The organism is Segniliparus sp. (assembly GCF_051660745.1).
Classification (GTDB): Bacteria; Actinomycetota; Actinomycetes; order Mycobacteriales; family Mycobacteriaceae; genus Segniliparus.
Map to the genome: position 1 here is coordinate 12,559 of NZ_JBOFQF010000006.1, position 23,255 is coordinate 35,813.

General features: G+C 68.7%; 24 protein-coding genes. 18 read left to right on the plus strand and 6 right to left on the minus strand.

Annotation, left to right across the window (positions count from 1 at the left end; all coding sequences use genetic code 11):
* Positions 1-2: 2 nt before the first annotated feature.
* From ACRC20_RS02670 to mptB, 4 genes are read right to left on the minus strand one after another with little or no spacing between them, the layout of a single operon-like run.
* Positions 3-1,910 (minus strand): DUF2339 domain-containing protein, encoded by a 1,908-nt coding sequence (locus ACRC20_RS02670; protein WP_438684793.1) that lies wholly within the window; start codon positions 1,908-1,910, stop codon positions 3-5.
* 16 nt (positions 1,911-1,926) lie between these two features.
* Positions 1,927-2,691 (minus strand): ABC transporter permease, encoded by a 765-nt coding sequence (locus ACRC20_RS02675; RefSeq protein ID WP_438684794.1) that lies wholly within the window; start codon positions 2,689-2,691, stop codon positions 1,927-1,929.
* On the minus strand, positions 2,688-3,584 hold the full coding sequence (locus tag ACRC20_RS02680) for an ABC transporter ATP-binding protein (RefSeq protein ID WP_438684795.1): 897 nt from the start codon (positions 3,582-3,584) through the stop codon (positions 2,688-2,690). Before ACRC20_RS02680 ends, ACRC20_RS02675 begins: the two co-directional genes overlap by 4 nt.
* The gene (gene mptB, locus ACRC20_RS02685) at positions 3,581-5,137 is read right to left on the minus strand and encodes a polyprenol phosphomannose-dependent alpha 1,6 mannosyltransferase MptB (protein ID WP_438684796.1); all 1,557 of its coding nucleotides are present in this window, start codon (positions 5,135-5,137) and stop codon (positions 3,581-3,583) included. Before mptB ends, ACRC20_RS02680 begins: the two co-directional genes overlap by 4 nt.
* A 220-nt stretch (positions 5,138-5,357) precedes the next feature.
* Between mptB and ACRC20_RS02690 the strand changes: the two genes are divergently transcribed.
* The 14 genes from ACRC20_RS02690 (at position 5,358) to ACRC20_RS02755 (ending at position 18,466) form a co-directional block, all read left to right on the plus strand.
* On the plus strand, positions 5,358-6,080 hold the full coding sequence (locus ACRC20_RS02690) for a helix-turn-helix transcriptional regulator (RefSeq protein WP_438684797.1): 723 nt from the start codon (positions 5,358-5,360) through the stop codon (positions 6,078-6,080).
* Positions 6,077-7,516 (plus strand): Fe-S cluster assembly protein SufB, encoded by a 1,440-nt coding sequence (gene sufB, locus ACRC20_RS02695; protein ID WP_438684798.1) that lies wholly within the window; start codon positions 6,077-6,079, stop codon positions 7,514-7,516. The genes ACRC20_RS02690 and sufB overlap by 4 nt, the downstream gene beginning before the upstream one ends.
* Positions 7,516-7,638 carry a hypothetical protein gene (locus ACRC20_RS02700; RefSeq protein ID WP_438684799.1) on the plus strand — a complete coding sequence of 41 codons (123 nt, stop codon included), beginning with the start codon at positions 7,516-7,518 and terminating at the stop codon, positions 7,636-7,638. The genes sufB and ACRC20_RS02700 overlap by 1 nt, the downstream gene beginning before the upstream one ends.
* On the plus strand, positions 7,638-8,789 hold the full coding sequence (gene sufD, locus ACRC20_RS02705; protein WP_438684800.1) for a Fe-S cluster assembly protein SufD: 1,152 nt from the start codon (positions 7,638-7,640) through the stop codon (positions 8,787-8,789). Before ACRC20_RS02700 ends, sufD begins: the two co-directional genes overlap by 1 nt.
* Before the next feature lie 57 nt (positions 8,790-8,846).
* On the plus strand, positions 8,847-9,635 hold the full coding sequence (gene sufC / locus ACRC20_RS02710; RefSeq protein ID WP_438684801.1) for a Fe-S cluster assembly ATPase SufC: 789 nt from the start codon (positions 8,847-8,849) through the stop codon (positions 9,633-9,635).
* Positions 9,632-10,885, plus strand: a complete 1,254-nt coding sequence (locus tag ACRC20_RS02715; protein ID WP_438684802.1) for a cysteine desulfurase — start codon at positions 9,632-9,634, stop codon at positions 10,883-10,885. The genes sufC and ACRC20_RS02715 overlap by 4 nt, the downstream gene beginning before the upstream one ends.
* Positions 10,886-10,891: 6 nt before the next feature.
* Positions 10,892-11,377, plus strand: coding sequence for a Fe-S cluster assembly sulfur transfer protein SufU (sufU, locus tag ACRC20_RS02720; RefSeq protein WP_438684803.1), 486 nt, complete (start codon positions 10,892-10,894; stop codon positions 11,375-11,377).
* Entirely contained in the window at positions 11,374-11,718 is a 345-nt protein-coding gene (locus ACRC20_RS02725; RefSeq protein WP_438684804.1) for a metal-sulfur cluster assembly factor, read from the plus strand. Before sufU ends, ACRC20_RS02725 begins: the two co-directional genes overlap by 4 nt.
* A 166-nt stretch (positions 11,719-11,884) precedes the next feature.
* Positions 11,885-12,208, plus strand: a complete 324-nt coding sequence (locus ACRC20_RS02730; RefSeq protein WP_438684805.1) for a WXG100 family type VII secretion target — start codon at positions 11,885-11,887, stop codon at positions 12,206-12,208.
* Positions 12,208-12,501, plus strand: a complete 294-nt coding sequence (locus ACRC20_RS02735; RefSeq protein WP_438684806.1) for a WXG100 family type VII secretion target — start codon at positions 12,208-12,210, stop codon at positions 12,499-12,501. The genes ACRC20_RS02730 and ACRC20_RS02735 overlap by 1 nt, the downstream gene beginning before the upstream one ends.
* Position 12,502: 1 nt before the next feature.
* Positions 12,503-17,080, plus strand: coding sequence for a TreTu family toxin (locus tag ACRC20_RS02740; protein ID WP_438684807.1), 4,578 nt, complete (start codon positions 12,503-12,505; stop codon positions 17,078-17,080).
* Positions 17,080-17,388: an immunity protein TriTu family protein gene (locus ACRC20_RS02745; protein ID WP_438684808.1), complete on the plus strand. Its 309-nt coding sequence runs from the start codon at positions 17,080-17,082 to the stop codon at positions 17,386-17,388. The genes ACRC20_RS02740 and ACRC20_RS02745 overlap by 1 nt, the downstream gene beginning before the upstream one ends.
* 193 nt (positions 17,389-17,581) lie before the next feature.
* A complete protein-coding gene (locus tag ACRC20_RS02750) occupies positions 17,582-17,899 on the plus strand; it encodes a hypothetical protein (protein ID WP_438684809.1) in 318 nt (105 codons plus the stop codon).
* Positions 17,900-18,004: 105 nt separating this feature from the next.
* The gene (locus ACRC20_RS02755; RefSeq protein ID WP_438684810.1) at positions 18,005-18,466 is read left to right on the plus strand and encodes a YbaB/EbfC family nucleoid-associated protein; all 462 of its coding nucleotides are present in this window, start codon (positions 18,005-18,007) and stop codon (positions 18,464-18,466) included.
* 20 nt (positions 18,467-18,486) lie between these two features.
* Here ACRC20_RS02755 and ACRC20_RS02760 read toward each other — a convergent pair whose 3' ends face one another.
* Positions 18,487-19,026 carry a hypothetical protein gene (locus ACRC20_RS02760; RefSeq protein ID WP_438684811.1) on the minus strand — a complete coding sequence of 180 codons (540 nt, stop codon included), beginning with the start codon at positions 19,024-19,026 and terminating at the stop codon, positions 18,487-18,489.
* A 143-nt stretch (positions 19,027-19,169) separates the two neighbouring features.
* Between ACRC20_RS02760 and ACRC20_RS02765 the strand changes: the two genes are divergently transcribed.
* Positions 19,170-19,526 carry a DUF2834 domain-containing protein gene (locus ACRC20_RS02765; RefSeq protein ID WP_438684812.1) on the plus strand — a complete coding sequence of 119 codons (357 nt, stop codon included), beginning with the start codon at positions 19,170-19,172 and terminating at the stop codon, positions 19,524-19,526.
* 43 nt (positions 19,527-19,569) lie between these two features.
* On the opposite strand, the gene ACRC20_RS02770 is transcribed toward ACRC20_RS02765, so the two are convergent.
* Entirely contained in the window at positions 19,570-20,022 is a 453-nt protein-coding gene (locus ACRC20_RS02770; protein WP_438684838.1) for a MarR family winged helix-turn-helix transcriptional regulator, read from the minus strand.
* Positions 20,023-20,209: 187 nt separating this feature from the next.
* Here ACRC20_RS02770 and ACRC20_RS02775 point away from each other — a divergent pair, with 187 nt between their 5' ends.
* Genes ACRC20_RS02775 through efp form a run of 3 tightly spaced genes read left to right on the plus strand, consistent with a single transcriptional unit; the run spans position 20,210 to position 23,240 of the window.
* Positions 20,210-21,460: an MFS transporter gene (locus ACRC20_RS02775; protein WP_438684813.1), complete on the plus strand. Its 1,251-nt coding sequence runs from the start codon at positions 20,210-20,212 to the stop codon at positions 21,458-21,460.
* A gap of 41 nt (positions 21,461-21,501) precedes the next feature.
* Positions 21,502-22,626 (plus strand): M24 family metallopeptidase, encoded by a 1,125-nt coding sequence (locus ACRC20_RS02780; protein WP_438684814.1) that lies wholly within the window; start codon positions 21,502-21,504, stop codon positions 22,624-22,626.
* 50 nt (positions 22,627-22,676) lie between these two features.
* Positions 22,677-23,240, plus strand: coding sequence for an elongation factor P (gene efp / locus ACRC20_RS02785; protein WP_438684815.1), 564 nt, complete (start codon positions 22,677-22,679; stop codon positions 23,238-23,240).
* Positions 23,241-23,255: the final 15 nt, after the last annotated feature.

The window sequence follows — 23,255 nt, forward strand, 5'->3', positions numbered from 1 at the left end:
GTTTAGTCCTCGCGCTGCGCGATGCTGCGCGCGTACCGGGTGCCAACGACGAGGAGCAGGAGCCCCACCGCGATGAAGGCGACGACTCGGATCATGCCGTCCAGCCGGGACAGGTCGAAGAGGAAGAGCTTGGCCACAGAAGCCGCGGCGAGGACGAGCCCGACGCCTGCGGCGGCCCTGCCGGGCAGTCTGAGCTGCCGAGCGTTCAAGAGGACGGCGGTGGCCACGACCATCCAAAGGATGGTGGCGATCGCGTGGCCGACGACGAAACCGCTTTGCCCGCCGAAGAGCAGCACGCCTGCGGGCACGATCGCCGCAGTGGTCAGATACAGCGTCCACGCGCCTGCCGCGACGAGCAGCCAGTTCTCCCGGTGGGTCGCTTCGTCCCGCACGGAGCGGCCCGCCCATGCGCCTATCGCCCCGGCGACGGCGAGCACGGCGGCCACCATCGTGAGCACGACGGACGGGCTCGTCCTGCTCGCCGTCCAGTCCGAGTCGAGCAACGCTGCGGGCGGCATGAGGGGGAACGTGCCGAGCCAGCCGAACGCGCTGAACACGAGCCCGATGCGGTAGGAGAGCTTCGAGCCCGCCTGGCGCGCCACGGCGAAATAGCCGAGCGCCGAGAGGAGGAGCGTGAGGGGGAGCAGCCGCTCGGCCGATCCCGTGACGCTCGCGCTGAAGACTGCCAACGCGGCGACGAGCGAGGCGCTGGCGCGCAAGTGGGGGGTCGCGGAGCGCGCGAAGACGAGGAGAGCTGCCATAGCAGCCGCCAGCGCCAGCGCGAAAACCACACTCGGCCAGCGCGAGAGGACGCCCCAGCCGCACAGCAGCGGCGCGGCGGACACGCCGACGAGGACGGACGAGGTGATGTCCGTGCTCGTGCGGCGCTGCAGGAGCAACGCGGCGAGCACGGCGAAGCCGAGGCCGGCCACGCCCACCGCCAGCACGCCGAGCGCGCGCAGCCCGTCTCGGTCGTGCGGGGGGATCGAGAAGGCCAGATGGAGCAGCGCTCCGACCCCGGGGACGACGCTCAAGGCGTGCAGCCTCGGCCAGTTGTGGCCGAGGAGCGGGACGAACGCGGCGACACGCAGCACGAGGTAGAACTCGGCGAGCGGCAGCGTCACGCCTCGGGTCAGCACCGGGGCCAGCACGGCCACGCCGATCACCACGAGCAGGCCCAAGATCTCGGAGGCCCAGCGGCGGGAGAAGGCGAGCCCGCCGCCCGCGACCCCGAACGCCAAGACGAGACCTGCTTCGGGCGGCAGCCAATGGTAGATCCCGACCATGGCGATCACGTCGAGATATCCTGCGGCGACGCCCGTCGCGACCAGCGCCTCCGCGCCGATCCGGCCGCCGGGCAGCTCGCGCACCCGCACTCCTGCGAAGCACAGGGCCGCGGCGAGCGCGACGCCCATGCCCACCCGCACCTCTGGCCGGAGCATGCCCGCGCGCGCCGCGAGCACGAGCAGCAGGACGACGCCAGCCAGCGTGACGCCTGCCCCGGCGACGGCGAGCACTTTGCTCACGACCGCCTCGCGCTGCCACCACGGCGTGCGGTCTTTGGGAGCCCGTGGCCGCAGCGCCTGCTGGGGCGCTGGTCGCGCCCAAGGCGGGGGCGGGGGCGGCGGCACGAATGGGGGCGGCGCGAATTGGGGCACAGGCTGCGGCCACGGCTGCGGCGCGGGCGGCTGCATGGGCCACGGGTTCTGGGGCGCTGCGGGCTGGGGCGCTGCAGGCACGGGCGGCGGTTGCGATTGTTGGGGTTGCGCGGGCGGCGGGGCGGGCGAGGGCGCGGCTTCGGCGAGCGCTTCGCGCAACGCGGCGAGCTCGCCCGCGGCCTCGGCGAGATGCACGCTGACGACCTGGAATCGCCGAGCTAGCTGGTCAAGGATTTCATCTGCCCCACTCATGGGACAAATCTAAACCCTAGACGAATTTAAACCAACGCTTGGCCGCCCAAGCGAGGGCAACGGCCCACACCGCGAGGACCACGACGCAGAACACGTCCACTCGGAGCTGCAGCGCCGCGCCGAGGGCCGAGGCGAGCGCTTCGGAGGGGACCAGCTTGAGCAGCCAGCTGTGCCAGCCCGGCGCGCTGGAGAGGGCGAGGCCGCAGACTCCGAGCATGAGGAACCACAGCACGTTCGCCCCGGCCAGCACGATCTCCGCCTTGACGGCCCCGCCGAGCAGGAGCCCGCCCGAGGCGAACGCGGCGGTGCCGAGCGCCAGCGCGGGCGCGGCGAGGAGCAGCCCCTCGACGGAGGGCCGCCAGCCGAGGAGCAATGCGACCGCCCCGATCACGGCGGACTGCAGGGCGACGACGACCACCACGGCGAGGACTTTGCCCGCGATGAGCGTCCCCCTGCCCACCGAGGTCGCGGCATAGCGCTTCAGCGCGCCGTAGCGCCGGTCGAAGGCCACGGCGATGGCCTGCCCGGTGAACGCGCTCGACACCACGGCCAACGCCATCACCACGGGGGCCACCCGGTCGATCGTGGCCCAGCCGACCGAGCCGAGCGGCAGCACGTCGATGCCGACCAGGAGCATCACCGGGATGAACAGGTTCAGCAGCAGCTGCTCCCCGTGCCGGAGGAACAGCACGAGCTCGAACTTGGTCTGCGCGGCCAGCGCGCGGCCCAAGGGGCTCGGCTTCGGGTCCGGCGCGAAGGTGCCGGGCGGGAACGCGGTCACTTGGCCTCCGTGAGTTCGAGGAACACGTCTTCGAGCCTGCCGCCCTGCACACGCAGCGAGTTGGCGAGCACGTCGTGCTCGGCGAGCCAGGCGGCGAGTTCGGCGACCCGTGCCGGGGTCACCTCGCCGTCGATGGCGTACTCGCCGGGGCGCAGCTCCTGCCAGCTGTGCTGCGGCCAGCGCGCGACCAGCCCGCCGAGGTCGACCCCGGCCTGCGCGGTCAGCCGCAGCCGGGCCCGGCGCGCGGTCTCGACCAGCTCGGCGGGGGTGCCCGAGGCGATCGCCTTGCCTTTCGCGACGATCACCACCCGGTCCGCGAGGTACTCGGCCTCCTCGATGAGGTGCGTGGTGAGCAGCACGGTGACCCCGTCGGCTTTCAGCCGTTCGACGAGGTCCCACACCAGTCTGCGGGCGTGCACGTCCAGCCCGGCGGTCGGCTCGTCGAGGAAGACCAGCTCGGGTTTGCCGATGAGGGCGCAGGCCAGGGAGAGGCGCTGCTGCTGGCCGCCGGAGAGCCGCCGGAAGGAGGTGAGCTTCGCGTCGTCGAGCCCGAGGACGCGGAGCAGCCAGTCCGGGTCGTGCGGATCGGCGAACTGCGCCGCTGCGAGCCGCAACAGCTCGCCCGCCTTCGCTCCCGGGTACCCGCCCCCGCCTTGGGGCATGAAGCCGACTCTGGAGGAGTCGTCGCGGGGGTCGCCGCCCAGCACCTCGACCACGCCCTCGTCGGGGGCGGTGAGGCCTTGGCAGAGCTCCACGGTGGTGGTCTTCCCCGCTCCGTTGGGGCCGAGCAGGGCCAGCACCTCGCCGCGTGGGACGACGAGGTCCAGGCCGTTCACGGCGACGGTGGCTCCGAAACGTTTGACCACGCCGGTCAGTCGCACTGCGTCGTTCATGATGTCTCTATCCTGCGCCCCGCCCGGTTCCGGCACGCGGACCAGGGCTCGGTCAACCACTTCCACCCGAACACCAGCCCGCCGAGCGCGACCGCTGCCGCGATCCCCGTTGTCTGGCCGAAGAGCAGGATGAACGGCAGGGAGAAGCCGCCGCTGGGGTAGGCCATGAAGCTCAGCACTGTGATGATGACGACGAGCGCCTTGCGGTGCTCCGCGCGCACCACCCAGGCGGACAGCGGCACGAGCGCCCACAGGGCGTACCAGGTGTGGATGGTGGGCAAGAGGGCGACCACGATGGTGAACGCGACCCCGATCCCGCCGATCGGGTGGATCCGTCCCTGCAACGTCTTGAAAAGCAGCCAGCCGACCGCGCAAGAAGCCGCGAGGGTGGTGAGCGCCCAAGTGACCGCGAGGACCGAAGTGGTGTGGTTGCCCAGGCCGACGAACTCGCCGAGATAGCCGGTGAGCCTGGCGACGACGGTCGGCGGGGACAGCCAGTTCAGGGTCTTCGTCGCCGCGTTGAGCGTGTGCGTCCATTCGAAGCCATGCCCGGCGGCCCGGTTCAGGAGCAGCGTGACCGCGAGCGAGACGAGGCCGAAGGCTCCTCCGACGACGCCGACCGCGAGCGCCCGTTTGAGCAGGCCCGCGCCTGCGGGGGCGGCCTTGGCCGCGAGCTGGACCCCGACGAAGCCGAGGGCGAGCTCCGCGGGCAGCTTCACCATCGCGGCGGCGGTGATGACGACCGCTCCGGCGAGGACTTCGGCGAGGGCGCGGCGCGCGGGCCAGTCCGCCGCGCCGTGGAGGCTGAGCTCGACCCCGACGAGCATGAGGCCGATCATGAGGGAGTCGTTGTGCGTCCCCGAGACGAGGTGCAGGAAGATGAGGGGGTTGAGCGCCCCGAGCCAGAAGGCTTTGGCCTCGTCCACCCCGCAGCGCCGCGCCAGACGGGGCAGCGCCCAGAGGATCATGGCGACTCCCGCGAGCGCGACCAGCCGGTGAACGAGCACCGCGGCCACGACGTGGTAGCCCGTCGCTTGGGCGATGAACTTGCTGATGACGAGGAAGAGCGGCCCGTACGGGCTTGGGGTGTCCTGCCAGATGGTCGGCACGGAGCGGACGAAGACGTCGGTGTGCCCGAGCGCGTCGGCGGGGCCGTAGCGATACGGGTCGAGCCCCCGGTTCGCGCCCATCCCGTGCGCGAGGTAGGAGTACACGTCCTGGCTGAACATCGGCGGCGCGAGGACGAGCGGCGCGGCCCAGAGCACCGCGACCCGGCGCAAGACGCCGATGCCGCCGACGTCCGTTTGCTGGGCCAGCAGGACGCGCCCGAGCAGGAGCCAGGCCAGAACGAGGACCGCCAGGCCGACGAACACCATGGTCGCGGAGGCGGCGAGGGTCCGCTCGAAGAGCCCGAACAGCCGCACTCCGCGCACGGGGTCTTGGAGGACGGGCTGCGCGCCGACGCCGAGCCCGCCGAGGGCGATCAGGATCGATCCAGCCGCTCCGAACTGCCGGATGAGGGCGAATCGGTCGGAGCTGGAGGCGAAAGGCACGCGGGTAGCCTAACGTGCGCGGCGGCTATCGCCGACCCGCTCGGCGCCATCGGTGGATTGTTTCCCCGCCTGCTCGGCCTTCTCGCAGTGTCTTCTCGCACACTGCGGGCGCGGATCGGCGGTTGTTTTCGCCAAGTCGGCAGCTCGGGCGAACTGGCGAAAAAGTGAGCATAGCCTTACCTTGCTGGCGGACGCTCTGTATTTGCGACACACTTGTGTTATGAAAAAGGTCGGCCTGGAAGCTCCGGAGGAGCCCGTGGTCGCGGGCTCCCCGTCGCAGCACGAGGTCGGCGTGACCCGGCGGGCCATCGTGCGCCTGCTCGCGCAGCACGGCTCGCTGACCGCCCCGGCGATCGCGGAGCATCTGGCGCTCTCCACGGTCGGGGTCCGCCGCCATCTGGTCGAGCTGGTCGAATCGGGCGACGCGGTCGTCGTGCAGCGCAAGCCGAAGGCGGGGCGCGGCAGGCCGCCCAAGGTGTACCAGCTCACGCCGCAGGGACAGGACCGGCTCGGCAACGCGTACGACGAGCTCGCGCAACTCGCGTTCCGGGAGCTGCGCGAGCTCGGCGGCGAAGCCGCGGTCGCCCTGCTCGCGCGGAAGCGGGCGGGCGCGATGCTGTCGGGGATCGGCCTCGACGCGCCGGACTTCCGGGCGGCGGACGCGCAGGCCAAGGTGGAGCTCCTCGCGCAAGCCCTCACCTCGTCGGGCTATGCGGCCTCGACGACCCGGGTCGCCTCCGGCGTGCAGCTGTGCCAGCACCACTGCCCGGTCTCGCACGTCGCGGCGGACTTCCCGGCGCTGTGCGAGGCGGAGACGGCGGCGTTCAGCGAACTGCTCGGCACGCATGTGCAGCGGTTGGCGACCATCGCGCAGGGCAACTGCGTGTGCACGACCCACATCCCAGTCAATCAAGGCGTCCCAGTGAAAGAGGAGATCTCATGACCCAGGAACTCGCGAAGGAAATCCTTGCTCCCAGCCAAGACGAAGTCATCGCGTCGCTCGGCAATTACGACTACGGCTGGGCAGACGCGGACGTCGCGGGAGCCGCGGCGCGGCGCGGCCTCTCCGAAGATGTCGTCGCGGACATCTCGGCGAAGAAGGGCGAGCCGGAGTGGATGCTCCAGGCGCGGCTGAAGGCGCTGGCCATCTTCAACCGCAAGCCCATGCCCTCCTGGGGCGGCGACCTGTCGGGCATCGACTTCGACAACATCAAGTACTTCGTCCGGTCGAGCGAGAAGCAGGCCGCCAGCTGGGAAGACCTGCCTGCCGACATCAAGAACACCTACGACCGGCTCGGCATCCCCGAGGCGGAGAAGAAACGCCTCGTCGCCGGGGTGGCCGCGCAGTACGAGTCCGAAGTGGTCTACCACTCGATCCGGGAGGACCTCGAGCAGCAGGGCGTCGTGTTCCTCGACACGGACACCGCGCTCAAGGAGCACCCGGACGTCTTCCGCGAGCACTTCGGCACGGTGATCCCGGCGGGGGACAACAAGTTCTCCGCCCTCAACACCGCGGTCTGGTCCGGCGGGTCGTACATCTACGTCCCCAAGGGCGTGCAGGTGGACATCCCGCTGCAGGCGTACTTCCGGATCAACACCGAGAACATGGGCCAGTTCGAGCGCACGCTCATCATCGTGGACGAGGACGCGTACGTCCACTACGTGGAAGGCTGCACCGCGCCGATCTACAAGTCGGACTCGCTGCACTCGGCGGTGGTGGAGATCATCGTGAAGCCGGGCGGGCGCTGCCGGTACACGACCATCCAGAACTGGTCGAACAACGTCTACAACCTGGTCACCAAGCGCGCTCGGGCCGAGGCAGGCGCGACGATGGAGTGGATCGACGGCAACATCGGCTCCAAGGTGACGATGAAGTACCCCGCGGTCTGGCTGACCGGCGAGTACGCCAAGGGCGAAGTGCTCTCGCTCGCGTTCGCCGGGCCCGACCAGCATCAGGACACCGGGTCGAAGATGCTGCACCTCGCGCCGAGGACGTCCTCGAACATCGTGAGCAAGTCGGTGGCGCGCGGCGGCGGCCGCACCTCCTACCGCGGCCTGGTCAGCGTCCACAAAGGCGCGGTCGGCTCCAAGGCGACGGTGCGCTGCGACGCTTTGCTGGTGGACGACATCTCCCGCTCGGACACCTACCCGTACGTCGACATCCGTGAGGACGACGTGACGATGGGCCACGAGGCGACGGTTTCGAAGGTCAGCGAGGACCAGCTCTTCTACCTCATGAGCCGGGGTATGACCGAGGACGAGGCGATGGCCATGGTCGTTCGCGGGTTCATCGAGCCGATCGCGAAGGAGCTGCCGATGGAATACGCGCTCGAGTTGAACCGGCTCATCGAGTTGCAGATGGAAGGGGCGGTCGGTTAATGAGTGTCGTGATGGTGGTGCGCGGGTTCATCGAGCCGATCGCGAAGGAGCTGCCGATGGACACAGCGCCCTTGGAGTTGAACCGGCTCATCGAGTTGCAGATGGAAGGAGCGGTCGGTTAATGACGTTGGCACCAGTTTTGGGCGAGCGGTTCGCCTCGCGCGACCCAGAGGCTTTCCCGGCTCCGACGAGCCATGAGGAGAACTGGAAGTTCGCCCCGCTCGGGAAGATCCGACAGTTCTTCGAGCCGTTCGCCCCGGACGGGCGTTCCTCGGTCGGGGAGCCCGCCGTCCCGGCGGGCGTGCGGATCGAGACCGTCCCGCTGTCCTCGATCGCGGCCTTCGGCGCGGCGCTGACTCCGTCCGACCGGGTCTCCGCGTTCGCGATGGCGCGCGCCGAGCAGGGGCTGCACATTGTGGTGGACCCGCAGGCCCGGCTGGACGCGCCCATCGAACTGTCGCGGGTCGGGCTCGGCGGGCGCGTGTACGCGCACAACGTCGTCGAGGTCGGACCGGGGGCCGAGGCGACGCTGGTCGTCGACAACACGGGCGCCACGCAGATCGCGGCGAACCTCGAAGTCGTCGTCGGCGACGGGGCGAACGTCACGTTCGTCGTCGTGAACGCGGACGACCCAGACTCGATCCGGCTGGCCTCCTACGCGGCGCTGGTCGGCAGGGACGCGACGTTCCGCCAGGTCGAGGTCGCGCTCGGCGGCGCCGTGGTGCGCACCGTCTCGACCGCCCGCTTCGCGGGTCCGGGCGGGCGCGCCGAGCTGTACGGCGTCGCGCTCGCGGACGACGGCCAGCATCTGGAGAACAGGCTGTTCATCGACCACGACCAGCCGAACTGCGCCTCCAACGTGCTGTACAAGAACGCGCTCTTGACCTCGACGGCGCGCACCGTGTGGGTGGGCGACGTGCGGATCCGCCCGGAGGCGACCGGCACGCAGACCTACGAGCTCAACCGCAACCTTTTGCTCGCGAAAGGGGCCCGCGCCGACTCGGTGCCGAACCTCGAGATCGAGACCGGCCAGATCGCCGGGGCCGGGCATGCGAGCACAACGGGCAGGTTCGACGAGGAGCAGATGTTCTATCTGCGCTCGCGCGGCATTCCCGAGGACGAGGCGCGCAGGCTGGTGGTGCGCGGATTCTTCGGCGAGGTGCTCGCGAAGATCTCCGACGAGTCCGTCCGGACGCGCCTCGCAGAGCTGATCGAGAACAAACTCGCCCGCGCGGGCTGGGGGCACCGCCCATCGGCGGACGACAAGACCTGAGAAACTCCCCGTCGACGGGGGATTGAGCTATAGAGAGAAAGAGACAAAGGACCTCAAATGTCTGTTTTGGAAATCAAAGACCTCCGCGTCGCGGTCAAGCCTTCCGATGACGCCGACCTCATCCCGATCCTGCACGGGGTGGACTTGACCATCCGCTCCGGCGAGACGCACGCGGTCATGGGGCCGAACGGCTCAGGGAAGTCGACTCTCTCGTACGCGATCGCCGGGCATCCCCGCTACGAGGTGACCGGCGGCTCGATCGCCCTCGACGGCGAGGACGTGCTCCAGATGAGCGTGGACGAGCGCGCCAGGGCGGGCCTGTTCCTCGCGATGCAGTACCCGGTGGAGGTGCCGGGGGTGTCCACCGCGAACTTCCTGCGCACCGCCGCCACCTCGGTGCGGGGCGAGGCCCCGGCGCTGCGGCACTGGATCAAAGAGGTCAAGGGCGCGATGGCCGAGCTCGGCGTGGACTCCTCCTTCAGCGAGCGCAGCGTCAACGAGGGATTCTCCGGCGGCGAGAAGAAGCGGCACGAGATCTTGCAGCTGTCGCTCCTCAAGCCGAAGTTCGCCATCTTGGACGAGACCGACTCCGGCCTCGACGTGGACGCGCTTCGCGTCGTCTCCGAGGGCGTGAACCGCTACCAGGAGCGCGAGCAGGGCGGGGTGCTGCTCATCACCCACTACAACCGGATCCTCAAGTACGTGCGCCCGCAGTTCGTGCACGTCTTCGCGAAGGGCCGGATCGTCGCCGAGGGCGGCCCCGAGCTCGCCGAAGAGCTGGAGGCGACCGGCTACGAGCGTTTCTTGACGGATGAGCACAGTGTGACGGAGGAGGTCAGCGCATGACGCAGGCTCCCGTGGCGCTCGACGTCGAGGCGATCCGCGCGGACTTCCCGATCCTGTCGCGCACGGTCCGGGGCGGCAAGCCCCTCGCGTACCTCGACTCCGGGGCCACCGCGCAGCGTCCGCTCCAAGTGCTCGACGCGGAGCGTGAGTTCTTGCTGGCCTCGAACGCGGCGGTGCACCGGGGGGCGCACCAGCTCGCGGAGGAGGCCACCGACGCCTACGAGCGGGCCCGGCAGCTCGTCGCGGGCTTTGTCGGCGTTCGCGACCAGGAGATCGTCTTCACCAAGAACGCCACCGAGTCGCTCAACCTCGTCTCGCACGTCCTCGGCGACGACCGGTTCACCGGCTTCGCCGTCGGCTCTGGCGACGAGATCGTCATCACCGAGCTGGAGCACCACGCGAACCTCGTGCCCTGGCAGGAGCTGGCCCGGCGCACCGGCGCGACGTTGCGCTGGTACGGCGTCACCGAGGAGGGGCGGATCGACCTCGACTCCCTCGTGCTGACCAACCGGACCAAGGTGGTGGCGTTCACGCACCAGTCGAACGTCACCGGCGCGATCTCGCCCGTCGCCGAGCTGGTGCGCCGCGCCCGCGAGGTCGGCGCGCTCACCGTCCTCGACGCCTGCCAGTCCGTGCCGCACATGCCGGTGGACTTCGCCGCGCTCGGCGTGGACTACGCGGCCTTCTCGGGGCACAAGATGCTCGGGCCCTCCGGGGTCGGCGCGCTGTACGGGCGCGCGGAGCTGCTGGGGGCCATGCCGCCGTTCCTCACCGGCGGATCGATGATCGAGACCGTGACCATGGAGCGCTCCACGTACGCCCCCCCGCCGCAGCGGTTCGAGGCCGGGGTGCCGATGACCTCGCAGGCTGTCGGGCTGGGCGCCGCCGTCGAGTACCTCTCGAAGGTCGGCATGGGCGCGGTCGCCGCGCACGAGCACTCGCTCGTCGAGCACGCCCTCGCCGGGATCGGCGAGCTGGCGGGTGTCCGGATCGTCGGCCCGACAACAGCCGAAGACCGTGGCGGCGCGGTGTCCTTCGTGGTCGACGGGGTGCACGCGCACGACGTCGGGCAGGTCCTCGACGACGAGGGCGTGGCGATCCGGGTCGGGCACCACTGCGCGTGGCCGCTGCACCGCCGCTTCGGCGTGGCCGCTACCGTTCGGGCCTCCTTCGCGCTCTACAACACCCACGACGAGGTGGACCGGCTCGTCGCCGGCGTCCGCCGAGCCCAGGAATTTTTCGGAGTCTGACGGCGTATGCGACTTGACCAGATGTACCAAGAGGTCATCCTCGACCACTACAAGCACCCGCACCACCGCGGGCTGCGCGACCCGTACGGCGCCGAGGTGCACCATGTGAACCCGACCTGCGGGGACGAGATCACGCTGCGGGTCGCGGTCTCGGCGGACGGGGAGCGCGTCGAGGACGTGTCGTACGACGGGCAGGGCTGCTCGATCAGCCAGGCCGCAACCTCGGTCCTCGCCGACCAGGTCATCGGCCAGACGGTCGGCGACGCGCTCAAGTCGGTGACCGCGTTCAACGAGATGATCTCCTCGCGCGGCGAGGTCGAGGGCGACGAGGACCTCATCGGCGACGGCGTCGCCTTCGCGGGCGTCTCGAAGTACCCGGCGCGGGTGAAATGCGCGCTGCTCGGCTGGATGGCGTTCAAGGACGCGCTGGCGCAAGCGGTGGACGGCCAGCACGAAGAGAAGCAAGACAGGGAAAAGGAAGGCGCGAGATGAGCGACTTGTTGAGCGAAGACGACCGGCTCCTCGGCGAGCTCGAAGAGGCGATGCGGGACGTGGTGGACCCCGAGCTCGGGGTGAACGTCGTCGACCTCGGCCTGGTCTACGGGTTCACCGTGGAGCGCGGCGAGAAGACCACAGTGCTCCTGGACATGACCCTCACCTCGCCCGCCTGCCCGCTGACCGACGTGATCGAGGACCAGTCTTCCGCGGCGGTCGTTGGCTCGGGCCTGGCGGACGAGCTCAAAATCAACTGGGTGTGGACCCCGCCCTGGGGCCCCGACAAGATCACCGAGGACGGCCGCGAACAGCTTCGTGCCCTCGGCTTCACCGTCTGAGAGAGCGATCTCCGCTTTTCTTATACCCTCTTTCCCGAGGTCAGGGCTATAGTTTTGCAGTCCAAAACTTTCTAGGACGGAAACCGGCGGGGTCGTCGCTGTCGCCTCGTCGTGTTCGGGTACGCTTGTGCCAATTGATACCGAACAGACCTGGGAGGTAGTTCGAATGGGAAAGTTGACGGGCTCGACCGAGCAGATCACGGCCTCGGGCCAGTTCGCGTCGGGGAAGGCGGGCGAGATGGAGAGCGGGATCAGCACCTTCTCGGCCGAGGTGGACGCGTTCCTCTCGGGCGGATGGCACGGCCAGGCCTCCGAGGCGTTCCAGCCGCCCTTCAAGGACTGGGTCGACAATGCCAAGAAGGTGCAACAGGCCCTTTCGGCCATGGCCGAACTGCTCGCCCAAAGCGCCCAGGAGTACGCGGGCCAGGAGGACGACAACAAGACCCTCTTGAAGAATGCCGCGGCGGCCCATGTGCAGGCGAACTTCTGATGGCGCGCAAATTCAAAATCGACCTCGAGCACATGTCCCAGACCATCGACAAGATGACGCAGTTCACGAGCCAGGCCGAGTCCTGGTGCGACGAGGTGGACTCCGACGTCCAGTCGTTGCACGGGACGTGGTCGGGGGAGGCGGCGGCCGCGCAGAAGGCGGCGCACGACCAATGGGTCGCGGGCATCGCCTCGATGAAAGCGGACCTGGCGGCGCTCAAGAAGATCGCAACGGACGGGCACACGAACTACACCGACGCGGGGAACAAGAACAAAGAGATGTGGGGCTTCTGAGATGGCGGTGCACGACGTCGACCCGAACGACTACGCTTCGGCGGCCACCACGATGGACGGGGTGGGCTCCTCGGCGCGCTCCGCGGTCAGCGCGCTGGCCGGAGGGCTCGGCGGATCCAGCGGCATGGCCGGGAGCGACGACCCGGCGAAGAGGTTCGCGGAGGTGTACGACCCAGGGGCCAAGCAGGCGCTCGACGCGGCGGCGAACCTCATCAACAACGCGGGGCTGTACGCGACGCTGCTGCACGCCACGGGGTCGAACCACGCCACGGCGGACGGGAACTCGACCATCGGCGGCGGCGACTCCGCCCTTGGCGCAGCCCCCTCGCCCGCTGATTTCTCCGCGCCGTCGGTGCCCTCTTGCCTCGACAGCAGCGAGGGGCAGCCGGACGGGATCGTCGCGGAGGTCTGGGACGCGATCAAAGGCAAGGTCGGCTACCTGTGGCCGAACGGCGACGAGGGGCGGCTGAACTCGGCCAAATCGACCTGGAGCTCCGCCGCGTCCTCCGTGCAGGCGGCGGGCGAGCAGATCACCTCGGTCCTGGCCCTGATCAACGCGCAGCAGGCTCCGGAGGTCTCGCTCGTGGCACAGAAGCACACGGATCTGAAGAAGGACTTCGACTCGTTCGTCGAGGCCGCGAAGGCGATGGGGGACGCCTGCGGCGAGTACTCCGGCTATGTCGTGAACACGCGCAACGAACTGATCGCCGCGCTCAAGAGCGCGGCGAAAGAGATTCTCGCCGAAGCGGCGATCAGCCTCGTGATCACTATTTTCAGCGGACCGATCGGGGCGGCGGTCGGAGCCATCGCAGGGAGCGCCACCATTATGAGGATCGTGAACCGGGTGCGGTCCATCCTCAGCAAGCTGATCAGCCTGGCGGAGAAAGTCGTCGGCCTGCTCAAGGGCCTGGTCGCGAAGCTCGCGACCATCATGCGCAGGCTCGCCCAGGCGGGCAAGGCGGGCTCTCGGGGGGTGCGCGGGGCGCAGGCCACCGTCAGGGCGCTGCTCAAAGGCGAGAAGAAACTCGCCAAAGAGGCTGCAGAAGAGATGAAGGACGCTTGGCGCGAGGTCAAGTGCAAGGTCACCAAGGGCGATCCGGTGGACATGGCCACCGGCGAAGTGCTCCTCGACGACCTCGACCTTGAGCTGCCCGGCGTCCTGCCGCTGCGCCTCGGGCGGCATTACCAGTCCTTCTACACGGCGGGACGGCTCTTCGGGAGGAGCTGGTTCTCCAGCCTGGAGCAGCGGATCGAGGTGGACCACGAAAGCGTCATGGTGGTCTGGGACGACGGCGTGCTCCAACAGTTCCCGCTTCCCGGCAAGGACGGCGCGCCGGTCGCCGCCCCGCGCGGCCCGCAGTGGCAGCTGCGCCTGGCTTCGGACGGCTACGAGCTCGCAGACCCGAGGACAGGCGTGGTCAAGCGCTTCGGCCCGGCTCCGCAGCGCCCCGCCTGCGCGGAGGACGGCGCGACGGAGATCCCGCTGCGGGAGATCGAGGACGCGCACGGCAACTGGATCCGGTTCCGCTACGACGGCGCGGGCGTCCCGGCCAGGGTGGAGCACTCCGGCGGCTCCACGGTGCTGGTGGCGAGCGAGGAAGGCCGGGTCGTCGGGCTGTCGTTGACCGGCTCCACGGCGCCGCAGTCCGGAGCCCCCGCGCCCGCCCCGGTGTTCCTCCGCGGCTTCGAGTACGACGCGGCGGGGAACCTGGCCGGGATCAACAACGGGTCCGAAGGGCGGCTGGCCTACTCCTATGACGGGGTGGGGCGGCTGACGCGCTGGCACGACCGCAACGGCATCACGTACGACTACCGCTACGACGCGAAGGGCCGCTGCGTCTCGCAGTCCGGGACGAACGGGGTGCTGGAGTACGGCTACGCCTACGAGAGCCTGCCGAACGGCGGCTTCGCCACGACCATCACCAACTTCGAGGGCGCGTCCAGCCGGTACGAGGCGAACCACCGCTCGCTCGTCGTCGCGGAGACGGACGCGCTCGGCAACGTCACCAGGTTCGAGTGGGACGACGCGGGCCGTCTGCTCGCGCGGACCACGCCGGACGGCGGGCGCGCCGAGTGGACGCACACCAAGGACGGCGACCTCGCGACGGCGACCAGGCCCGACGGGAGCGTCTCGTCCTACGAGTACGCCGCGCCCGGCCGGGTATCCCGGTTCGTCGACTACGACGGCTCGGCCTGGTCCTACGAGCATGACCAGTTCGGCGAGCTCGTCGCCGTGGTCGACCCCGTCGGCGCGCGCACCACGGTGGCGCGCGGCCAGTCCGGCGCGGTGACGGCGATGACCGACCCGCTCGGCAACACGACCCGGGTGCGGGTGGACGCGGCGGGCCTGCCCGTCGCGGTGGTCGACCCGAACGGCCGCGCCACCGAGTGGGAGCGCGACCTTTTCGGACGCGTCGCGAAAGTTGTCGCCCCGGACGGCGCGGTCACCCGCCTGAAGTGGACGACGAAGGGCGACCCGCTCGAGCAAGTCGGCCCGGACGGCGCGACCAAACGCTGGGAGTACGACGGCGAGGACAACCTCGTCGCCGTCGTGGACGAGGCCGGGGGCCGCAAGCGCGTCGAGTACCGCGAGTTCGACCTGGTCCGGGCCACGGTGGAGGCCGACGGCTCGCGCACCGAATACGACTGGGACCCCGAGCTGCGCGTCACAAAGGTGACCAACCCGGCGGGCCTGGTCTGGTCCTACGAGCACGACGCGGCGGGACGGCGGGTCAAGGAGACCGACTTCAACGGCTCCGTCGTCCGGTTCGAGCACGATGCGATGGGCCGGGTCGCGCGCAAGACGAACGCGAGCGGGCAATGGGTCGCCTTCGAGTACGACCTGCTCGGCAACATGGTCGCCGAGACCACGGACGCGGGCGAGACCACCCGCTTCTCGTATGACGCGGCGGGCCGGTTGCGCGCCGCCGACGGCCCCGGAGCGCGGCTCGCCTTCGAGCGCGACGCGGCGGGCCGGGTCACAGCGGAGCTGACCGACGGGCGGGCGCTGCGCTTCGCCTACGACGCGGCGGGCAGGCGCATCGCGATGATCACCCCGGCGGGGGTCTCCACGCAGTACGCCTACGACGCGGCGGGCGACCTGGTCGGCCAGCAGACCGCAGGGCGCGCCGTCGCGGTGCGGCGGGACGAGCTCGGGCGCGGCGTCTGGTGGGACTTCGGCGCGAAGCTGTCGGTCGGGCGCAGCTTCGACCGCAGCGGCCGCCTCGCGGCCAAGAACGTCGTGCGCGACCTCGAGGGAGCGGGTCGGTGGGACGCGCCGGAAGTGTCGCGGACCTGGTCCTACGACCGGGCCGGGCGGTTGACGGCGGTCGGCGACACCCAATGGGGAGCCACCCGCTTCGACTTCGACCAGCGCGACCGGATCGTCGCCGCCTCCGGCGAAGGCCCCCAAGGCGCGTGGCGGGAGGAATACGCCTACGACGGAGCCGACAACGTCACCGCCTTCCCCGCCGTCGACCCGGTCGTCGCCCCGGTCGTCGCCCCCGGCGGCCTGGCGACCGAGCACCGGGGGACGCTGCTCGTCCGCGCGGGGCGGTCCCGCTACGAGTACGACGCGGACGGCAGGCTGGTCCAGACCGTGGTCGCGCGCCCGGACCGCAAGCCCGACGTGTGGCGCTACGACTGGGACGCGTACGACCGGCTGCGCGAGGCCGTCACGCCGGACGGCTCGGTATGGCGGTACAGCTACGACGGCCTGGGCAGACGGGTGGCCAAGCGGCAGTTCGCGGCGGACGGGGCGACGCTCTTGTCCGAGACCCTGTTCGCCTGGGACGGCCAGCGCGTCGTGGAGACGCTGGGCTCGGGCGAGGCGTTGACCTTCGCCTACGAGGACGAGGGCGGTTTCGCGCCCTACGGCCAGGTGCGCAGCGTCGTGGACGAGCAGGGGCGGGTGGACCGCAAGTTCTACGCCATCGTCACCGACCTGGTCGGCACGCCGAGGGAGCTGTGGGACCCGGACACGGGCCTGCTCGCGGGCCAGACCCGGAGCACGCTCTATGGGCAGACCGAGTGGAACCCGCGCTCGACAGCGACGTGCCCGTTGCGGTTCCCCGGCCAGTACCACGACGACGAGACCGGGCTGCACTACAACTACCACCGGTACTACGACCCCAGGACCGCGCGCTACATCAGCCCGGACCCCCTCGGCCTTGCGCCTGCTCCGAACCAGCACTCCTACCCCCACGACCCCACGATGTGGATCGACCCGTTAGGGCTGAAGAGCTACGATGTGGGAGAAACTAGCAGAGTTGGCCGATGGATGTCCAAGGAGGAACACGAGGCTATGGAACGCACAGGCTTGGCACAAGAGAGTCGTTCCGGAACTACCCACGTGGCGAATCCTTCTGATGTCAACGCTTTCGCAAGACAAGCGCCGTCAGGTTCTCGCTATGTTGAATTCGATGTTGCTTCGTCCGCTTTGCGTCAAGGCGGCAAAGAAGGTTGGGCTTCAATAGCGGGGCCGAATAGTCTTGCTGGACGTCTAGCGGCATCAAAAGGTATGCCGATAACAAGTATGCCGAGTGTGTCGAATATTAGCTGGATAGCATCGAGGCTCTGATGATTAACGATTATGTCGCCCAGTGGTTTGCGCAAAACGAGGACCGGTTCGGAAGTCTTGGTTTAACTGCTAGCATCTCTGTTTCTGAAGGCATGGGATCTCTGCCGAAAGCTAGTGTCAAAATCGACCTAGATTCTGCGGCAAGGCTTGGCACTATCACGTGTTGGTCCACCGGGGAAACAAACCTTGATGTAGTTGAAATCGAATCCGAAGAAATGGTGGCTAGTAAATACTTTGAACTGGAACAAGAAGAGGAAACTTTAGAAGTTCTCGATAATTTCGTGAAACTTGTCTCTGGAGATTCCTAAGAGAAGAGATGTTTCCACCGGTCTGGGTATTGAAGGTTCCGGCTCTAAAGCGGGATTGAACGCGGGGGGAGGGGTCCACGGGTTACGTGCATGATTTCGGAAAGGCTATAGGTAGAGATAGCTTTGAAAGCCCGACCTCGTCCGCCCGAGTTGTGGTTACGCCTGGAAACGTTATTAAGACAGGATACCCGCTGTGATTGATATTGGAGATCCTAGACTTTCGAATAGTCAGGAAGAGGTGCTCTACTTATTTTTGAGAGACGAATGCACCCCCGTTTATCTGGAAGGTCTCCGCGATGCTCTCGCGGAGGATCGCTCTGGTAGTGTATTTTTTGGGGGCAATGTCTACGAGGCTAGTTTGGATTACGACGAGAAGTTAGCATCAATCGACTACAATCTAATCGAAGAAGAAGCAGAGTCGTTCAAACCTGTCGTTATTAGTTTTGGAATTTTAAAAACCTTACTAGAAGACCGTTTTGTCTGCTTGGAGCTATTGGATTCATCGCGATAGCTCGATGAATGACAAGCACTGAAATTTTTTGAAGCGCAACTAGTTCCATTCTGCACGTATGTAGTTTTTTATTATTTTTAGCTAGAAAAGATTCGAGGATGTTTGATGACCACTGATCAAGATGCTGAGGACGTCAAATTCGAGGCTGAGCTCGCGGAGCTGAAGGCGAAGCAGGCTCGGGCGCAGGAGAATTTGGCCAAGGTTCGGGGGAAGGGGACCGCGCACAACGGGCACATCGTGTTCGAGGTGGACGTGAGCGGGAAGTTCTTGGATCTGAAGCTCAATCCGCAGGCGGGAGACCTGCGGCTCGAGGATCTGGAGAGTTCGATCAAGTCCGCCGCGCGCGCGGCGTTGGCGGACGCGGCGAAGCAGGCGCAGGAGGCGGTGGCGGAGCTGGTCGCAGATCCGGTGGTGGGGGCGAAGATGCGGGAGATCCAGGCGGCGGCCGGGAGCGTGCTCGCGGGAGCGCAGGCTCCGGCTCCGACCGTGAAGGCCCCTGCCCCGAATGGCCCGCAGCCGGGCGACGAGGACTACGAGCAACCGGCGTCCTGGCTCGAACGCGCGTAGGGCACGGCGCCGTGCAGGCGCTAGTTGTCGTCGTCCGCTTCGGCGGCGGGGTCCTGGCTGTTGGCGCCTTTGTCGCCGAGCGCCCGGTTGAGCGCGCGCACGCCGTTGCGCACCGCGTCGGGGAGCTGGTTCTCGGATTGGCCGTTGCCCGCAACGGGACCGGAGCCGATCGCGCCGAGGCCGTTCCCGGCGTTGCCGAGGACGTCGCCGACGATCTTGCCGACGCCGTCGAGGTTCACGCCCTGCCCGTCGCCGCCCAGCAGGTCGCCGACGCCGTCGAGGTTCACGCCTTGGCCGTCGTTGCCGAGGACGTCGCCGATGGCTTTCCCGATGTCTTGCTGCCCGCCCGCGCTGGGGCCGCCAATCCCCGCCAGGGGGCCGCTGACGTAGGGGTTCCGCGCGTTGCGCAGCGCCTCGGCGGACGGGCCGTCGGAGGCGGCGTCGTCGTTGTCGTCGGCGAAGGCGGCGGGGCTCGACCAGAGGCTGGCGATCGCGGCGAACGCGAACGCGGCCGCCGTCAGGCGCCGCTTCGCGGATGTGTCCAGGCCGGGGTGGTCCATGGTTCTCACTCTCATTCGGCTTGTGGTTTCCGGCCAGTCTAGTCGGCGAAAGCGGGCGGAGGGCTTTCCCCGACCGGAGAGGCCGGGGCTAGACTGTGGGTTAGGCCATATGGGCTACACCATATTCCAAGGAGGAACCCCCGTTGTCGGACCAAGAACTCATCGTGAAAGCCAAGGGTGGAAAGCGCCTCGACTTGCTGGTCGCCCTCGTCGTGGCGTTCTTCGCGCAGAACGCGATCGCGTTGCCGTACGTGGCGAAGAACGGCCCTGGGTCCGCCAAGGACTTCTTCGTCGGCGATATCTGGAAGAGCACGCCGGGCCGGTTCGCGATGGTGGACTTGCTGTTGGTGGTGTGGGGCTTCCACGCGTGGGCGCTCGTGGACGCGAGGCGGCACGGGATCTTCGGCTGGTGGGTCGCCTCGTTCGTGCTGACGTTCACGGTGGGCATCGGCACGGCGATCCCGTTCTACGCGTTCGCGCGGGAGAGCCTCGTCAAGTAGCCCCGCTGCGGGGCTGGTCGCGGTCCGGGCGGGCGGCGCTCACTCAGACCGCGCTGACCGGCGGCTGGGACAGCACGTCGATCAGGGGCCGCAGCTCGGGGGTCTGGGACGCTTCGGCGAGGGCTTCCTCCAACGTCGCGTCGTGCGTCGGCGTCGCCTCGGCGAGGAGTTTGCGGCCTTCTTCGGTCAGCTCGGTGTAGATGCCCCGACGGTCGTCCGCGCAGAGGAACCGGGCGAGCAGGCCGCGCTCTTCGAGCCGGGTGACCAGGCGGGTGGTCGCGCTGGACGAGAGCGCGGCGGCTCTCGCGAGCTGCGCCATCCGCATGTGGTAGTCCGTCTGCCTGCTGAGCGCGTCGAGCACGGTGAACTCGACGACCGAGAGGGCGTGGTCGCGCTGCAGGGCCTGTTCGAGCGCGGATTCCAGCGCCCCGTGCAGCGCGGCGAGCGTGCGCCAGCCCCTGGCGCGGATCTCCACGGAGTCCTCCGGGTAGCCCATGGCGGTCGCCTCCTTCGGGGTGGGGTAGCGGGTTGTCGGTTCTCTCACACGAGCGCGGCCCCACAGTGTATCACCTTGCGCAATTAATCAGCGTATGCAAATATATTAGAGAGCGCGTGCAATTAATGCACTCGCAACATCCAATCATCGCAGCACTCGCTTCGCTGGCAAACATGGGAGAGTTCTTATGCCGCTCGGCCTCATCGCCCTCGCCATCGGCGGTTTCGGGATCGGCCTGACCGAATTCGGGATCATGGGCCTTCTGCCGGAGCTCGCCCGCGACTTCGCGGTCTCAGAGCAGACCGCAGGCTATCTGATCTCCGGCTACGCGCTCGCCGTCGCGATCGGCGCGGTGCTCGTCACCGCCGGGGTGTCCCGGTTCGACCGCAAGCGCGTGCTGCTTGGGCTCATGGTGCTCTTCATCATCGGCAACCTGCTCTCCGCCATCGCGCCGACTTTCGAGGCGATGATGCTGGGCAGGGTGGTCGCGGCGCTGTGCCACGGCGCGTTCTTCGGCGTCGGGGCGGTTGTCGCCGCGAGCCTGGTCGCGCCGGGCAGGCAGGCGGCGGCCGTCTCGATGATGCTCGGCGGCCTGACGCTGGCCAACGTCCTCGGCGTGCCGTTCGGCACCTTCCTCGGCCAGCATTTCGGGTGGCGCTCCACGTTCTGGGCGATCACTGCCATCGGGGTCGTCGGTTTCGTCGCGATCGCGGCGCTCACCCCGGCGGACGGGGCGAGGGATCGCGAGGGCGGCTCGTTGCGCGCCGAGATCGCAGGCCTGCGCTCCGGGGAGGTCTGGCTCTCGATGGGGCTCACCATCTTCGGCTGGGGCGGGGTGTTCGGCGGGTTCTCCTACATCGCCTTCACGCTCACCAGGGTGGGCGGGTTCGCGAGCGCCACGGTGCCGTGGCTGCTGATCCTTTTCGGGCTCGGCATGTGCGTCGGGAACTACTTCGGCGGCAAATCCGCCGACCGAAGGCCGACCGGCGCGCTGCTGGTCGCGTTCGGCGGCGTGGTCGCGACGCTGGTGGTGTTCGCGCTGGCGGCGGACGTGAAACCGGTCGTCCTGGTCGCGCTGGCCCTGCTCGGGGCCTTCGGGTTCGCCATGTGCCCGGCGCTGCAGACCCGTGTCATGCGCAGCGCCGCCGACGCGCCGACGCTGGCCTCGGGCGCGAATGTCGCGGCGTTCAACGTCGGCAACACGCTCGGCCCGTGGCTCGCGGGCCTCGCCATCGGCGCGGGCTACGGCTTCGTCTCGCCGCTGTGGGTCGGGGCGGGTATGACGGCTCTGGCGCTCGCGGCGCTCGTGGCGGACACTGCTCTGCGCCAGCGGGCGCGGAACGGGGCGGATGGCGAACAAGCGGATGGCGAACAAGCAGGGGGCAGGGACGAGGCCCAAGCGGCAGCGGACGACGCGCTCGTCTGCGAAGCGGTGTGATCCGCCCTTCGGCGGCCGGGGCGAGGCGGTAGGCTCGACGCATGACTTTCGACCATCTGGCTCGCAGGGAAGCGCTGCGGGCGGCGCTGCGGGAGAGGGGCCTCGACGCCCTCCTCGTCACCGATCTCACCAACGTCCGCTACCTCTCCGGTTTCACCGGCTCCAACGGAGGCCTGCTGGTCGACGCGAGGGGCGAGGCCGAGTCCCGGATCGCCACCGACGGCAGGTACACGACGCAGGTCGCCGAGCAAGCCCCGGACCTCGTCGTCCTCAACGCGCGCGGGGTCGCGACGGCCCTGGTCGCGCACGCGGCGAAGCAGAAGACGCACAAGCTCGGCGTCGAGAGCCACATCGTGACGCTCCAGCAGCACCGGGCGCTGGTCGCGGCGGCGGGCCAAGCCGCCGACCAGGTGGCGTTCGTCGCCCCGGAGCTCGTCCCGGTCGCGGGCGTGGTGGAGCTTTTGCGGGTCGTCAAGGACCCCCACGAGGTCGAAGCGCTGCGCAAGGCCGCCGAGATCGGCGACCAGGCGCTCGCCGCGCTGCTCGCGGGCGGGGGAGTGCGCGCCGGGCGCACCGAGTTGGAGGTGGCCAGGGAGCTGGAGTCCCGCATGTTGGACTTCGGCTCGGAGGGCCCGTCCTTCGAGACGATCGTCGCGGCGGGGCCCAACTCCGCGATGCCGCACCACCGGCCGACGGACGCGGTCCTCAAGACGGGCGACTTCGTGAAGATCGACTTCGGCGCGCTCTGGCTCGGCTACCACTCCGACATGACCCGCACCTATGTGCTCGGCGAGCCCGCCGCCTGGCAGCGCGAGGTGTACGGCTTGGTGCTCGCGGCGCAGACCGCCGGGCGCGCGGCGCTCAAGCCGGGGGCGGAGCTGAAATCGGTCGACGCGGCCGCTCGGGACCTGATCGACGCGGCCGGGCACAAGGACCACTTCGACCACGGGCTCGGCCACGCGGTCGGGCTCGACATCCACGAGTCGCCGGCGCTCTCCAAGCTTTCCGACGGCCTGGTGCCGGTCGGCTCCGTGCTCACCGTCGAGCCGGGCGTCTACCTGCCGGGCAAGGGCGGGGTCCGGATCGAGGACACCCTGGTGGTCGGCGAGTCCGAGAACTTGCTTTTGACACTCACCGACAAGGCGCTTACCATCCTGGAGCCGTGACCGCAGCGGTCACGAGAGACTATTCAGACACGAAGAAGAGCAGCGAGACAATGGCTTCCACAAGTGATTTCAAGAACGGCCTGGTGCTGTCCCTCGACGGCGAGCTGTGGCAGATCACCGAGTTCCAGCACGTCAAGCCCGGCAAGGGCCCGGCCTTCGTGCGCACCAAGATCAAGCATGTGGTCTCCGGCAAGGTCGTGGACAAGACCTTCAACGCCGGGGTGAAGGTGGACACCGCCACGGTCGACCGCCGCAACATGACCTACCTCTACAAAGACGGCGAGAACTTCGTGTTCATGGACGGCGAGACCTTCGAGCAGGAGCCTGTCTCCCCCTCGGTCCTCGGCGACGGCGCGAGGTACCTCTTGGAGAGCACGGTGGTGCAGATCGCGACCCACAACGGCGTGCCGTTGTTCGTCGAGCTGCCGACCACCGTCGAGCTCGTGGTGTCGCACACCGACCCCGGCCTGCAGGGCGACCGCTCCACCGGCGGCACGAAGCCCGCGACGTTGGAGACCGGCGCGGAGATCCAGGTCCCGCTCTTCATCAACACCGGCGACAAGCTCAAGGTGGACTCCCGCGATGGGAGCTACCTCGGGCGCGTGAACGCTTAACGGGATCCGGGCCTG